This window comes from Vibrio brasiliensis LMG 20546 (assembly GCF_000189255.1).
GTDB lineage: Bacteria > Pseudomonadota > Gammaproteobacteria > Enterobacterales > Vibrionaceae > Vibrio > Vibrio brasiliensis.
In genome coordinates this window covers 40,801-53,585 of the sequence record NZ_AEVS01000051.1, presented here as the reverse complement: position 1 = coordinate 53,585, position 12,785 = coordinate 40,801, and the positions used below count along the sequence as shown (strand labels likewise).

Here is a 12,785-nt window from a genome sequence, read left to right as displayed (position 1 = left end):
TCATGCATCTTAACCAAGCTGACTTCTCTTCTATTGCTGAACTGCTCAATGCACAGCGACCGAGCGACTACCCCGTTGCATTTTCGCCAGATAACACCTTCAACTGGGGTCAGTTTCAAGCGGATATTGCACATTTTCGAGCTCTAATCGTCGGGCAAGACGTAGAAAGAGTTGCCCTATGCTGTGGTAACAGTTATCTGTTCGCAGTCGGTTTTTTCGCTGTCTGTTACGCTAACAAACAACTGGTTTTACCGGGTAACTATCAGCCTGAAGCGGTGCGTGAACTGCAATCCCACTTTGATCTGCTTATCCATGATCAAGCGGTTACTGTTGCAGATTCTATCCCCTCGCTTTCATTAGCAACGACAGGAGAAACCCAGCGTGAATATGCCTGGTCTCCACTTACCCTTGATGGCATCACACTGACCCTGTTTACCTCGGGCTCAAGCGGTAAGGCAAAAGCCATTACTAAAACCCTGAATCAACTCGACAGTGAAATCGCGATTTTAGAGTCACTGTGGGGTGAACAACTTCAAGGGGCTCGAGTCGAAAGTACCGTTTCACATCAGCACATTTATGGTCTGTTGTTCAGGCTATTGTGGCCGCTATGCGCAGCACGCCCTTTCGCGATAGATAATCTGGAGTTTCCAGAACAGCTAGTCCATCACGCAAACAAACACACCGCACTGGTCAGTAGCCCTGCGTTACTTAAACGTCTTAGTGAAGAGCACGATAGCTCTCCACTTCGCTGCGTGTTCTCATCCGGTGGTCCTTTGGCAAATACTGCAGCCCTGCACAGCCAAGAACTCTTTGGCCTGTTACCGATTGAGGTGTTCGGAAGTACAGAAACTGGCGGCATTGCCTACCGTCAGCAACTCACAGCAACCACTCCATGGCAGCTGTTTCCTGGTGTCGAAGCCGAGCTTAACAGCGAACGCTGTCTGCGCCTTCGTGCACCACATATTGATGGTGATAACTGGTACCAGACTGCCGATGAATGTCATTTCCATGATAAAGTTTGCTTCGATTTGAAAGGTCGTACTGATCGCATTGTCAAAGTGGAAGAGAAACGTATTTCACTGGTTGAAGTAGAAAAACGTCTTGAACAACTAGACTGGATAGAAGAAAGTGCAGTAATACCTCAGACCGAAGGCAACCGTCTGTCACTATGTGCAGTGATTGTACTGTCGGCGAATGGCGAACAAGAAATGGCTCGCTTAGGTAAAGGGAAGTTCTGGATCGCTCTACGTAAAGTTCTGCGAAACTGGTTAGAGCCGATTGCTATTCCGCGCAAATACCGGGTAGTAGATGAAGTGCCGCTTAACAGTCAGGGCAAGCGCCAAGTCGCTGAAATAGAAAAATTATTCCAATCATAAAACTAAGTAACACCATGGATAAAAGAAAACCAACCATCATTGATGCAGTCATTCAGGATAATCAGGCGACCATAACCGCTAAGGTCGATGGTGATATCCTGGATTTTCGTGGTCACTTTAGCCATTTCCCGTTATTGCCGGGTGTCAGTCAAATTGACTGGGCTCTCTATTACGCGATTGAGTACCTCAACACACCTCCGACATTCAAAGGTATGGAAGTGATTAAGTTTCAGGAACCAATTCTGCCTGACGCACAAGTAACCCTTGAGCTAACCTGGGACGCAGATAAAAGTAAGCTGGCCTTTAAATACAGCTCACAAAGTGACGAGCGACTGATTGTCCACTCATCCGGAAAAATGAAGTTAGGTGGCTAAGGTGGAAGGTTACCAGCCCTGTTTTCTCATCCCTTGTTACAACCATGGCAGCACCATCGCTGCTGTGGTGTCATCACTGAAACCTTTTAATTTACCTTTTATTATTGTTGATGACGGTAGCGAGATAACCACCCAACAGGCTCTTGATGAGCTTGGCCGGCAAGAGGACGTAACCTTAGTCACTCTGAAGGAGAATCAAGGTAAAGGTGGTGCGGTGATGGCGGGAATCCGTCATGCACACCAACTGGATTACACCCATGTGATTCAGATAGACGCCGATGGTCAGCATGATATCGATGCATTGCCAGCTTTGATCTCGAGTTCGCAACAGAACCCAGAATTTTTAATTTCCGGACAGCCTGTCTATGACGAGAGTGTGCCTAAGGCGCGTTTATATGGTCGCTACGCCACTCATGTTTGGGTCTGGATTGAGACCTTATCACTAACCATCAAAGACAGCATGTGCGGTTTTCGCGCCTATCCAGTGGCGAAAACCGTCGAGGTTCTGAACAAATATGACATCGGCAGACGAATGGATTTCGATATCGAGATCCTGGTTCGTATGTATTGGGAAGGTGTCGATATTGAATTTGTCGAAACCCGCGTGATTTATCCTGAAGGGGGAATATCCCACTTCGATGCGCTTTGGGATAACGTAAAAATCAGTTGGATGCATACCCGACTGTTCTTCGGCATGCTGCCGAGGATCCCTAAATTACTCGCCCGTAAAAAAACGCGTAACAACAGCAGCGGTGGTCAAACCCATTGGTCAAAACGCCAGGAGCAAGGCACCATCTTTGGTATCAAGCTATTACTGGCGATATACAGCCTGTTGGGACGCAAGGTGTTTAATCTGATCCTCAAGTTCGTCATTGGTTACTATCACCTGACGGGCAAAGACGCCAAACAGGCATCTGAGATCTATCTCAATCAGCTTCAGTCATACGCGAAGCAGCACTCACTGCCACTGCCGGATAAGTTAGACAGCTACCACCACCTGCTCTCTTTTGGCCATACCATGCTTGATAAACTGGCAGCATGGAAAGGTGACTTTAACGTCGACAATCTCACCATTCATGGTCAGGATAACTTCCAGAACATGGTCGATAACAAACAAGGGGTTGTCATTCTCGGCTCACACCTTGGAAACATCGAACTGTGTCGAGCGTTGGGACGTCGCCATTCACACATAAAGATCAATGCACTGGTGTTTACCGAACATGCAGAGCGCTTTAACAGCGTAATGAAAGCGGTCAACCCTAAATCGGAACTCAATCTGATACAGGTTAGCTCCATGGGGCCTGATACTGCGATTCTGCTTCAGCAAAAGATCGAACAAGGTGAATGGATTGTGATTGTCGGTGATCGCACCTCCACCAGCAAAGAGAGCCGCTCAGTATGGGCCGACTTTCTGGGCAAACCAGCGCCTTTCCCGCAAGGGCCATTTATGCTGGCATCGGTGCTAAAAGCTCCGGTTTATCTGTTATTCGGCCTCCGCGATGACAGCAGTGCCAAACCACACTTTAACGTCTATTTCGAACCTTTCCGCGAGCAGATCATCCTGCCGAGAAAAGAGCGCAAACAGGCCCTACAGCAAGTTGTGCAAGACTATGCCCAACGTCTGCAACACTACACCCTGCAAGCGCCATTGCAGTGGTATAATTTTTTCAATTTTTGGACATTAAGTAATCAGCAAGATGACGATGCAAAACAATAACACCATTACGTTTGGCGCACAGGCGCTGACCATAGAAGATGTGGTTGCCATTGCCCAAGGTGCCAATGCTAGCCTCAATAACTCGCCAGAATTTACCACTAAGATCGACAAAGGCGTGCAGTTCCTTGAGCGTTTGTTGAAGGAAGAGGGCGTCATCTATGGCGTAACCACAGGTTATGGCGATTCTTGCACGGTTGCTATTCCACCTGAACTGGTCGATGAACTGCCACTGCATTTAACCCGCTTCCATGGCTGCGGCCTGGGCGAAGTGCTGTCACATCAGCAGGCTCGTGCCGTATTAGCGACTCGTCTATGCTCGCTAGCTCAAGGAGTTTCAGGGGTAACACACGATCTGCTTAACCAAATCGTGACTCTGATTAATCAGGATATCTCTCCACGTATTCCACAAGAGGGTTCTGTTGGCGCAAGTGGCGATCTGACACCACTTTCTTATCTTGCTGCAGCTCTAATTGGCGAGCGCGACGTGATTTATAAAGGTGAAGTACGCCCGACCGCTGAGGTCTACGCTGAATTAGGTATTAATCCGATTCACCTGAAACCAAAAGAGGGCCTTGCCCTGATGAACGGTACATCGGTTATGACCGCACTAGCCTGTCTTGCTTACAAGCGAGCTGAGTACCTGGCGCAGCTATGTACCAAGATCACCGCGATGGTCTCTGTAGGCATGCACGGTAATGACTTCCACTTTGATGAAGCACTATTTGCGGTGAAGCCTCACCCAGGTCAACAGCAGGTAGCGGCATGGCTGCGTGACGACTTAAAAGCGGACCGCCCACCACGCAACAGTGACCGTCTACAAGACCGTTATTCACTGCGTTGTGCGCCGCATGTGATTGGCGTGGTTCAGGACTCTCTGCCATGGCTACGTTCCATGATCGAAAACGAGCTCAACAGCGCCAACGATAACCCAATTATCGATGGCGAAAACGAGCGCGTACTGCATGGTGGTCACTTCTACGGTGGTCATATCGCTATGGCAATGGATACGCTAAAAACCGGTATCGCTAACCTTGCTGATCTGCTTGACCGCCAAATGGCACAGCTGATGGATTACAAATTCAACAATGGCCTGCCATTTAACCTTACTGGTGCAGAAGGCGAGCGTAAGCCAATCAACCACGGTTTCAAGGCAGTCCAGATTGGTATTTCTGCCTGGACAGCAGAAGCGTTAAAGCACACCATGCCAGCGAGTGTTTTCTCTCGTTCAACCGAGTGCCACAATCAGGATAAAGTGAGTATGGGCACCATCGCTGCCCGTGACTGTCTGCGCGTGCTTGAGTTAACCGAGCAAGTAGCAGCGGCCTCACTACTGGCGAGTATTCAAGCAGTAGAAATTCGCCGCCGCCATAATGAACTTGATGAGCACCATATGAGTGACAATCTCAAGATGATTCGTGATGCGGTATTGAGTGAATTTGAATTTGTTGCCGAAGATCGCCCACTAGAACACGATTTACGCCACTTTATCACTCGCATCCAGCAGCGCCACTGGGCACTCTATCCGGAGGCATAATGGAGCAAGAGATTCAATTCCCACTCGAATCTGAGGTGACTCTGGTCACCTCATTTCAGGATGCCGACCCTATGGGTGTTATTTATCATGGTAACTACTTCCGCTTTTTCGAAGAAGCGCGCCGCATCATGATGGATAAGATCGAATATGGTTATCTGGCGATGAATGAGTCTGGTTACATGTGGCCGATCATTGATACTCGCGTTAAGTACGTCAAGGCGATCCCGTTCAATCATCAGATTCGAGTATCGGCTAAGCTGACGGAATGGGAAAACCGTCTGCGGGTCGATTACGTTATCTACGATGCTGAAACGGGCCAGAGAATGTGTAAGGCGCACACCACTCAAGTGGCGGTCAGTATTAAAGAGCAAGAGATGTGCTTTGCTTCACCAAAAGTCTTTATCGACAAAGTTGAACAATGGCACCAGCACGGGAGTCTCTGTTAATGAAAAAGTGGTTAATCCTGACGCTACTTGCGATCTCTCCACTAAGTTGGGCGCAGGTAACGGATCTGACCTCGCTGCAGGAGCAACTGGCAAAGACAGCCACTGTACGTGGCGACTTTACTCAGCTTCGTCATCTTGAGATGTTTGAACAGCCTTTAAGCTCCGAAGGTAACTTTACTCTGAGCAAAGCCCAGGGCTTATTGTGGCAGCAAACAACACCGTTCCCTGTCCATTTAGTGCTGACCGAAGATAAGCTTCGTCAAACCTTTGCGGGACAGGAGCCACAAACCATCACTGCTAAAGAAAACCCAATGGCGTTTTACTTCAGCCACGTATTCCTGGCGGTATTCCATGGTGATACCGAAGCGCTGCAGCAACAGTTTGACATGGCATTTGATGTTAAAGACCAGCAATGGACATTACTGCTAACGCCAAAACAAGCCCCTCTCAACTCTGTGTTCAAATCCATCACCCTGACTGGGCAACAGGATATTGATGCCCTGACTCTGCAAGAGATTCGCGGCGACAAAACTGAGATCCTGTTCTCGAATCAAACCCATCAGCCTGAGAGCTTAAGCGATGCTGAACAAGCGCAATTCAGTTTCTAACCCTGTGCAGTCAGGAAAAACAGGCAACAACATCGCTATCGCATGGCTTGGATTAGTCCTACTCTTCCTTGCCATGCTGGCTAAACAGTGGATGTGGTCAGCTCAATCTCCTATTGAAACCAACATTTTAAAACTGCTGCCTGAGAACAAACAGAATCCGGTTGCTGAGCAGGCGTTTGAGGCAGTCTCAAACAACTTTAGCGATAAAGTGGTATTCCTGATCAGCACCGAGCAACAAGAGCAAGTTTTCGCCGCCGCTAATCAACTGGAACGCTCACTAAAAGAAACAGGCCTCTTTAGTCAGGTGACGGGCAAAGTCACACCAGAACAACAGCAGCAATGGGCCAGTTACTACTTTAAGCATCGTTTTCAACAGCTGACCGATGAGCAACGCCAACGCCTGAGCAGCGCACCTCAAGCTCAGGTTCAACACGTGATTCAATCGATCTATAACCCATTTTCAGGTGTCACGGGCAATGAACTTACCAGTGACCCATTCTTACTATTTCGAGATTATCTAGGCCAGCTGACCAAGCTCAGTTCAGCCTTTAGCATCGATAACGGTTACCTCACCACAGAGCATCAGGGAAATAAATATCTCCTGATCACGGCAACCCTTAACGCATCCCCATACAGCCTTGGCGCTCAGCAAGGTGTCGCCACGATTGTCGACATTGAACAACAACTATCTCAGCAGTATCAGGCGCAAACACTTCATACAGGTGTGCTTTTCTATGCTGAGTTTGGCACTCAAAGCGCTAAATCAGAAATCAGTACCATTGGCCTGTTTTCACTACTAGGTATTGTGATACTGGTCATTGGCGTGTTCAGAAGCAGTGCCCCGCTACTGTTGGCTTTGTTATCGATCACTGTGGGCCTTATCGCTGCACTGGCGGTCACTACCGCTCTGTTTGGTCGTGTTCACCTGTTTAGTCTAGTGTTTGGTGCAAGTCTGATTGGTGTCTCAATCGACTACGCTTTTCATTACCTGACAGAGCGTCTTGCCGCCGGGAATAACTGGGACAGCCGAAAAGGACTCAAACATATTCTGGCCGCAATTTCGATGGGGCTGATCACCAGCCTGATTGGCTATCTGGGTATGTTGATTGCCCCTTTTCCCGGCCTACAACAACTGGCGCTATTCTCTTCGGTTGGCCTGATCGCCGCCTATGCCACCGTTGTTGCCTGGTATCCAATCTTAGCCCATCGAGCAACGACTTCACGCCGATTACCGGGTGAATGGTTATGGCAACAATGGTTGGACGTGTGGCAGCGACCAAAGTTTAAAGTCGCCTTGCCTCTGCTCTGCTTTGCTGCCTCAGTTCTGCCGTTAACTATGCTGCAGTACGATGACGATATCCGTCAGTTGCAGGCGATGCCCGATAGTCTTAAACAGCAGGAGCAGAAGATAAACCAGATCAGCGGTCTGCAGTCGTCACAACAAATGTTAGTGGTTACGGCGGCAGATGACGAAGCCTTAATGCAACGTCTTGAGTTAATCAGTTCAACTCTACACAATTGGCAAGCGCAAGGGATAATCGACGGTTACCAAAGTCTGTCTCAATACCTTGGTTCAATAGCCCGCCAAAAAGACGACTATCAGCTAATTAGTCAGCTCTACACCACACAAGGGCAGACACTGAGTGATTCGCTAAGACTGACTGTTGTTCCTGAGCTAGAGCAACCATTCTCCCCGGTTAAGCTGCAGGATTATCTCACTCAGCTTGTCTCTGAACCTGTTCGATTTCTCTATGTTGGTCAGATAGACAACCAGGTGGCTGCTATTGTGGTCCTGAACACGCTCAATGACGCTGCGACAGTGAAGAGTTTCGCTGCGAACCAGACCGATGTTAGCTACCTTAACAAAGCGGAAGAGATCTCGACTCTGTTTGGCGAGTACCGCATCAAAGTCGTGGAGCTGATAATCATCGCTCTGGCTGTGATTGGAGGTCTGCTGATCAAACGCTATGGCATCAAGCATGCAACGCTAATTCTAACCCCATCTCTGATTGCCTGTTTGGGCGGGTTGGCCAGTGCGACCATGCTAGGTTCGACCCTGAACCTGTTCAATTTACTCGCACTTATTCTCATTATTGGGATTGGCATCGACTACACACTGTTTTTTGCTGAAAAAGCTCGTAGCCAAAGTACATTACTGGCAATTACCCTTTCGGCACTGACAACCCTGCTCTCATTTGGGCTGTTGTCCCTTAGCCAGACACACGCCATTCATAGCTTTGGTATCACAGTTCTGAGCGGTATTTTTATCGCCTGGTTACTGTCTCCCCTTGCTATCAATGATGAGGAGAAACAATGAAGCGCTCGACTCTAACTAAAACGCTTTACGCGATTATCCTTGGCGTGACGCTGTCGGCTTGCAGTTCGGTTCCTCAAAGTAGTACACCGACGGTTGTGATCGCGCAGCAGACACAAGTCAATCTGCCGTCTCCTGCTTCACTCAACTATTCACTGACGGCGAGCCAGTTAATCCAGGCTCAATGGAACAACGGCGATCAAACTCGTAGCGAGCAGCTTCCGGTACAACTGCAAGTGTCTAAGGATAAACTGGTTCTGGCAGGGTTCTCTTCATGGGGTACACGGATTATATCCCTTAGTTATCATGACGATGTCATTTCAACCGATGTCATGAAAGGCCTTGGTGGAGTACTGCCTCAGCCTGAGCAGGTACTATTTAACCTGATGATCACGCTCTGGCCGTCTTCTGCTTGGGAAGCCCCGTTAAATAAGGTAAGGTGGCAAATTATTGATCAAGATAATTCCAGAGCCATATTCGATAGCAATGGTGAAAAGGTCATCGACATCCAGTACAGCAACAAGGACAGGCTAACGGGTGAGATCACTTTTCATCATCTGATCGACAACTACACTGTAAAGATTAAAACGCTGCAATTTAATAAAGCACCAATGACCTAGATAGCCATCATGCTGACACACGTTTCTAAACCCATTTTTATTCAAGACTGTGGCTTTCATTGCGCAATGGGATCAGATGTATCCCAGATACACCAATGCCTGTCCGGTCAACACGCCTCCAACATGGTGGCTGATGACCATATTCTAAATACCGGTACGTCGACGGTCGTCGGGCGTGTCGATACACCTCTAACCACACTACCAGACCACTTGGTGGAATTTGACTCACGTAACAATCAGCTGGCGCTGTCAGCCATGTTACAAATAGAGGATAAAGTTCGTCAGGCAGTCAACGATTTCGGCCCATCAAGAGTCGCGGTCATCATTGGCACCAGCACCTCTGGTATTGCTGACGGTGAAAAGGCCTACAACGAAATGTTGGAGAAAGGCGACTTTCCCGAGCACTACCATTACCGCAAACAGGAGCTTGGCAATACCAGCGACTTTGTCGCCGCCTATTTCGGTATTACCGGACCTTGCTATTGCGTATCAACCGCCTGCTCTTCGAGCGGTCGGGTATTTATTAGTGCACAAAGGCTGCTCCGTAGCGGCTTGGTCGACGCTGTGATTGTCGGCGGAGTCGATACGCTTTGTCGCTTAACACTGAATGGTTTTAATGGCCTTGAAGCCCTCTCTAACACACTTTGTCAGCCATTTAGCCAGACAAGAAACGGCATTAATATCGGTGAATCCGCCGCCTTAATGCTGTTAAGTCATCAGCCATCTCAGGTCGCCCTGCTCGGTGCTGGTGACAGCTCTGACGCTCACCATATTTCTGCACCGCACCCTGAAGGAAAAGGGGCTGAGCAGGCGATGCAAAAAGCACTTGATGATGCAGGACTGACGGTCGACGATATCGGCTACATTAATGCTCATGGAACGGCAACACCACTGAATGACAGCATGGAAAGCAAGGCGATTTATCGCTTGTTTGGTGATCGGGTTCCGGTCAGCTCGACTAAGCCCCTGACCGGGCACACCCTTGGCGCTGCAAGCGCAACTGAAGCCGCCATTGCATGGCATATTTTGAAATACGACTTAGATCTACCCATTCAGCACTGCCGCGATAAGGCAGAGGATATCGAGGTTTCATTGGTTGAAACAGCGACTAAACTGCAGGGTAAAGCCATTTTAAGCAACTCGTTTGCATTCGGTGGCAACAACATCAGTCTTATCTTTGGTTACCTCCATGACTAACTATCCACCTATCGCGCAGCTATTGCCTCATGATGAGCCAATGATCCTTATCGATCGTGCGCTAGACATTCAACAAGACACCATCCACTGTCAGGTGGAGATTGGTGCCAAGAATCCATTTTTTAATGCTGAAACCGGCACTCTTCCTGCGTATGTGGGCATTGAGTTTATGGCTCAGTCAGTCGCTGCCTGGTCCGGTTACCACGCTTTACAGCAAGGTGATGAGCCACCGATTGGCTTTTTACTCGGTAGCCGCCGTTACCTATCCCATTGCGATGCGTTCCAAAACGGTCAACTACTCGATATCTATGCCGAGAAAATGATGGAAGATAATGGTATGGCGGTATTTTCAGCCCGTATTGAGCACCAGCAGCAGACCATTGCAAGCTGCCAGCTGAATGTTTACGTACCATCAGAACAAAAATTACAAGAAATGAAAATCAGGAGTCAACAATGACCCGACAAGTTTTAGTTACAGGCGCGAGTAAAGGCATTGGCCAAGCGATCGCTATCCAATTAGCTAAAGATGGATTCACCATCGCCGTTCATTACATGGGTGACCAGCAAGGCGCACAACAGACCTTAGACACTATTGTTGGCAACGGTGGCAGTGGCCGCCTGATCCAATTTGATATCAGTAACCGTCAGGAGTGTCGCGACAAATTAGAAAGCGATATCGCCGAACATGGCGCCTACTATGGCGTAGTCAATAACGCGGGCATCACCCGTGACACTGCTTTTCCTGCCATGACTGAAGAAGAGTGGGACGGCGTAATCCACACCAACCTCGACAGTTTCTACAACGTTCTTCATCCGGTTGTCATGCCAATGGTTCAGAAACGTAAAGGGGGCCGTATCGTCACTCTAGCTTCTGTTTCTGGATTGATGGGTAACCGTGGGCAAACCAACTACAGCGCCGCTAAAGCAGGTGTAATTGGCGCGACTAAGTCACTGGCTCTGGAACTTGCCAAGCGCAAAATCACCGTTAACTGTGTTGCGCCAGGTCTGATTGATACTGGTATGGTCGATGAACATGTCAAAGAACACGCTATGCCACAGATCCCTTTGCGCCGTATGGGCGAGCCTGAAGAAGTAGCAGGTCTGGTTAGCTACCTGATGTCTGATATTGCGGGTTACGTTACTCGCCAGGTCATTTCAGTCAATGGAGGCCTGGTATGAGTCGCCGTGTCGTCGTAACAGGCATGTCCGGAGTTACTGCATTTGGTAACGACTGGCAGTCAGTTGAACCTAAACTAAGAGCGTGCCAAAACGCGACTCAATACATGCCAAGCTATGAGCAGTACGATGGTCTCAACACTAAGTTAGCTGCACCAGTAGACAATTTTGAGCTACCAAAACACTACAAACGTAAGCAGGTACGCGGTATGGGTCGCGTATCCAAACTCGCGACTGTGGCAACAGAAAATGCCCTTGCGCAAGCAGGGTTGCTTGGTGCGGAAGTACTGACCAACGGTCAGACAGGTATCGCTTACGGTTCATCGACAGGCAGTACAGATGCTATCGGTGCATTTGGCGTGATGCTAAATGAGAAAACCACCAAGGCGATCACTGCGACCACCTATGTACAGATGATGCCGCACACCACAGCAGTTAACGTTGGCTTATTCTTTGGCCTACGAGGACGAGTCATCCCAACCAGCAGCGCATGTACCTCTGGCAGCCAGGCGATTGGTTACGCTTATGAAGCGATCAAACATGGCTACCAAACAGTGATGGTAGCCGGCGGCGGCGAAGAGCTTTGTCCTACGGAATCTGCGGTATTTGATACCCTGTTTGCCACCAGCCTGAAAAACGAAGCACCAAAGAGTACTCCACGTCCATACGATACCCACCGTGATGGTTTGGTTATCGGAGAAGGCGCTGGCACTCTCGTGCTGGAAGAGTATGAACATGCTAAAGCTCGTGGCGCAAAGATTTATGCAGAGATCATCGGCTTTGCCAGCAACTGCGACGCCGCTCATGTGACACAACCCCAAATGGAAACCATGCAGATTTGTATGGAGATGGCACTGGAGAACGCAGGTGTTAAAGCTGAGCAAATCGACTATGTTTCTGCTCATGGTACTGCCACAGATCGCGGCGATATTGCAGAAAGTAACGCCACGGCCAATGCTCTGGGTAAGGTGCCAATCAGCTCACTGAAGAGTTATTTTGGTCATACTCTTGGTGCCTGTGGTGCGATTGAAGCCTGGCTAAGTCTGGAAATGATGCACACTGGTTGGTTCAGCCCAACGCTGAACCTCGACTCACTGGACGAACAATGTGGCAATCTGGATTACATTACCGGAGCGGGTCGAGAGTTAGAGGTTGAATACCTGATGAGCAATAACTTTGCTTTCGGCGGTATTAACACCTCTATCATTTTCAAAAAGATCTGAACCTGACTGCCGGAATGCTCAGACTTTCCTCACAAAGCCCTCTATGAGGGCTTTAATTTTGAATTGAACAAAAAATAATCAAATTCTTTCTAAATATAGCTTTACAAGCGCTCGGAATAAGGTAATATTTCCTCGCTCTGCAATTCAGAGTTATTAGTGAAACTGCAAGTCAAAAGTAAATCCTTAGAAATACTGCGTTA

The 12,785-nt window shown here is 48.6% G+C and carries 12 protein-coding genes; all 12 read left to right on the top strand.

The genetic code is table 11. The features are described 5' to 3' along the window. The first annotated feature begins 2 nt into the window (after positions 1 to 2). From RH46_RS08875 to RH46_RS08820, 12 genes are read left to right on the top strand one after another with little or no spacing between them, the layout of a single operon-like run. The gene (locus RH46_RS08875; protein ID WP_006879082.1) at positions 3 to 1,376 is read left to right on the top strand and encodes an AMP-binding protein; all 1,374 of its coding nucleotides are present in this window, start codon (positions 3 to 5) and stop codon (positions 1,374 to 1,376) included. 14 nt (positions 1,377 to 1,390) lie between these two features. After that, positions 1,391 to 1,750, top strand: a complete 360-nt coding sequence (locus tag RH46_RS08870; RefSeq protein WP_006879081.1) for an ApeI family dehydratase — start codon at positions 1,391 to 1,393, stop codon at positions 1,748 to 1,750. Between the two features lies 1 nt (position 1,751). Next, on the top strand, positions 1,752 to 3,467 hold the full coding sequence (locus RH46_RS08865; protein ID WP_006879080.1) for a glycosyltransferase family 2 protein: 1,716 nt from the start codon (positions 1,752 to 1,754) through the stop codon (positions 3,465 to 3,467). Continuing rightward, on the top strand, positions 3,448 to 5,001 hold the full coding sequence (locus tag RH46_RS08860) for an HAL/PAL/TAL family ammonia-lyase (protein ID WP_006879079.1): 1,554 nt from the start codon (positions 3,448 to 3,450) through the stop codon (positions 4,999 to 5,001). Before RH46_RS08865 ends, RH46_RS08860 begins: the two co-directional genes overlap by 20 nt. After that, positions 5,001 to 5,447 (top strand): acyl-CoA thioesterase, encoded by a 447-nt coding sequence (locus RH46_RS08855; RefSeq protein ID WP_006879078.1) that lies wholly within the window; start codon positions 5,001 to 5,003, stop codon positions 5,445 to 5,447. The genes RH46_RS08860 and RH46_RS08855 overlap by 1 nt, the downstream gene beginning before the upstream one ends. Next, positions 5,447 to 6,055 carry a LolA family protein gene (locus RH46_RS08850; protein ID WP_006879077.1) on the top strand — a complete coding sequence of 203 codons (609 nt, stop codon included), beginning with the start codon at positions 5,447 to 5,449 and terminating at the stop codon, positions 6,053 to 6,055. Before RH46_RS08855 ends, RH46_RS08850 begins: the two co-directional genes overlap by 1 nt. Next, entirely contained in the window at positions 6,027 to 8,372 is a 2,346-nt protein-coding gene (locus RH46_RS08845) for an MMPL family transporter (protein WP_006879076.1), read from the top strand. Before RH46_RS08850 ends, RH46_RS08845 begins: the two co-directional genes overlap by 29 nt. Further along, a complete protein-coding gene (locus RH46_RS08840) occupies positions 8,369 to 8,989 on the top strand; it encodes a DUF3261 domain-containing protein (RefSeq protein WP_006879075.1) in 621 nt (206 codons plus the stop codon). Before RH46_RS08845 ends, RH46_RS08840 begins: the two co-directional genes overlap by 4 nt. 9 nt (positions 8,990 to 8,998) lie before the next feature. Then, positions 8,999 to 10,186 carry a beta-ketoacyl-[acyl-carrier-protein] synthase family protein gene (locus RH46_RS08835; protein ID WP_040895481.1) on the top strand — a complete coding sequence of 396 codons (1,188 nt, stop codon included), beginning with the start codon at positions 8,999 to 9,001 and terminating at the stop codon, positions 10,184 to 10,186. Next, a complete protein-coding gene (locus RH46_RS08830; protein ID WP_006879073.1) occupies positions 10,179 to 10,643 on the top strand; it encodes a hotdog family protein in 465 nt (154 codons plus the stop codon). Before RH46_RS08835 ends, RH46_RS08830 begins: the two co-directional genes overlap by 8 nt. Continuing rightward, entirely contained in the window at positions 10,640 to 11,365 is a 726-nt protein-coding gene (locus RH46_RS08825; protein ID WP_006879072.1) for a 3-ketoacyl-ACP reductase FabG2, read from the top strand. The genes RH46_RS08830 and RH46_RS08825 overlap by 4 nt, the downstream gene beginning before the upstream one ends. Next, entirely contained in the window at positions 11,362 to 12,585 is a 1,224-nt protein-coding gene (locus RH46_RS08820; RefSeq protein WP_006879071.1) for a beta-ketoacyl-ACP synthase, read from the top strand. The genes RH46_RS08825 and RH46_RS08820 overlap by 4 nt, the downstream gene beginning before the upstream one ends. The last annotated feature ends 200 nt before the right edge of the window (positions 12,586 to 12,785 follow it).

Bases quoted from the DNA above. Each gene is read 5' to 3' on its own strand.
- RH46_RS08875 (WP_006879082.1), top strand. From the start codon at position 3: ATGCATCTTAACCAAGCTGACTTCTCTTCTATTGCTGAACTGCTCAAT.
- RH46_RS08870 (WP_006879081.1), top strand. From the start codon at position 1,391: ATGGATAAAAGAAAACCAACCATCATTGATGCAGTCATTCAGGATAAT.
- RH46_RS08860 (WP_006879079.1), top strand. From the start codon at position 3,448: ATGACGATGCAAAACAATAACACCATTACGTTTGGCGCACAGGCGCTG.
- RH46_RS08855 (WP_006879078.1), top strand. From the start codon at position 5,001: ATGGAGCAAGAGATTCAATTCCCACTCGAATCTGAGGTGACTCTGGTC.
- RH46_RS08850 (WP_006879077.1), top strand. From the start codon at position 5,447: ATGAAAAAGTGGTTAATCCTGACGCTACTTGCGATCTCTCCACTAAGT.
- RH46_RS08845 (WP_006879076.1), top strand. From the start codon at position 6,027: ATGCTGAACAAGCGCAATTCAGTTTCTAACCCTGTGCAGTCAGGAAAA.
- RH46_RS08840 (WP_006879075.1), top strand. From the start codon at position 8,369: ATGAAGCGCTCGACTCTAACTAAAACGCTTTACGCGATTATCCTTGGC.
- RH46_RS08835 (WP_040895481.1), top strand. From the start codon at position 8,999: ATGCTGACACACGTTTCTAAACCCATTTTTATTCAAGACTGTGGCTTT.
- RH46_RS08830 (WP_006879073.1), top strand. From the start codon at position 10,179: ATGACTAACTATCCACCTATCGCGCAGCTATTGCCTCATGATGAGCCA.
- RH46_RS08825 (WP_006879072.1), top strand. From the start codon at position 10,640: ATGACCCGACAAGTTTTAGTTACAGGCGCGAGTAAAGGCATTGGCCAA.
- RH46_RS08820 (WP_006879071.1), top strand. From the start codon at position 11,362: ATGAGTCGCCGTGTCGTCGTAACAGGCATGTCCGGAGTTACTGCATTT.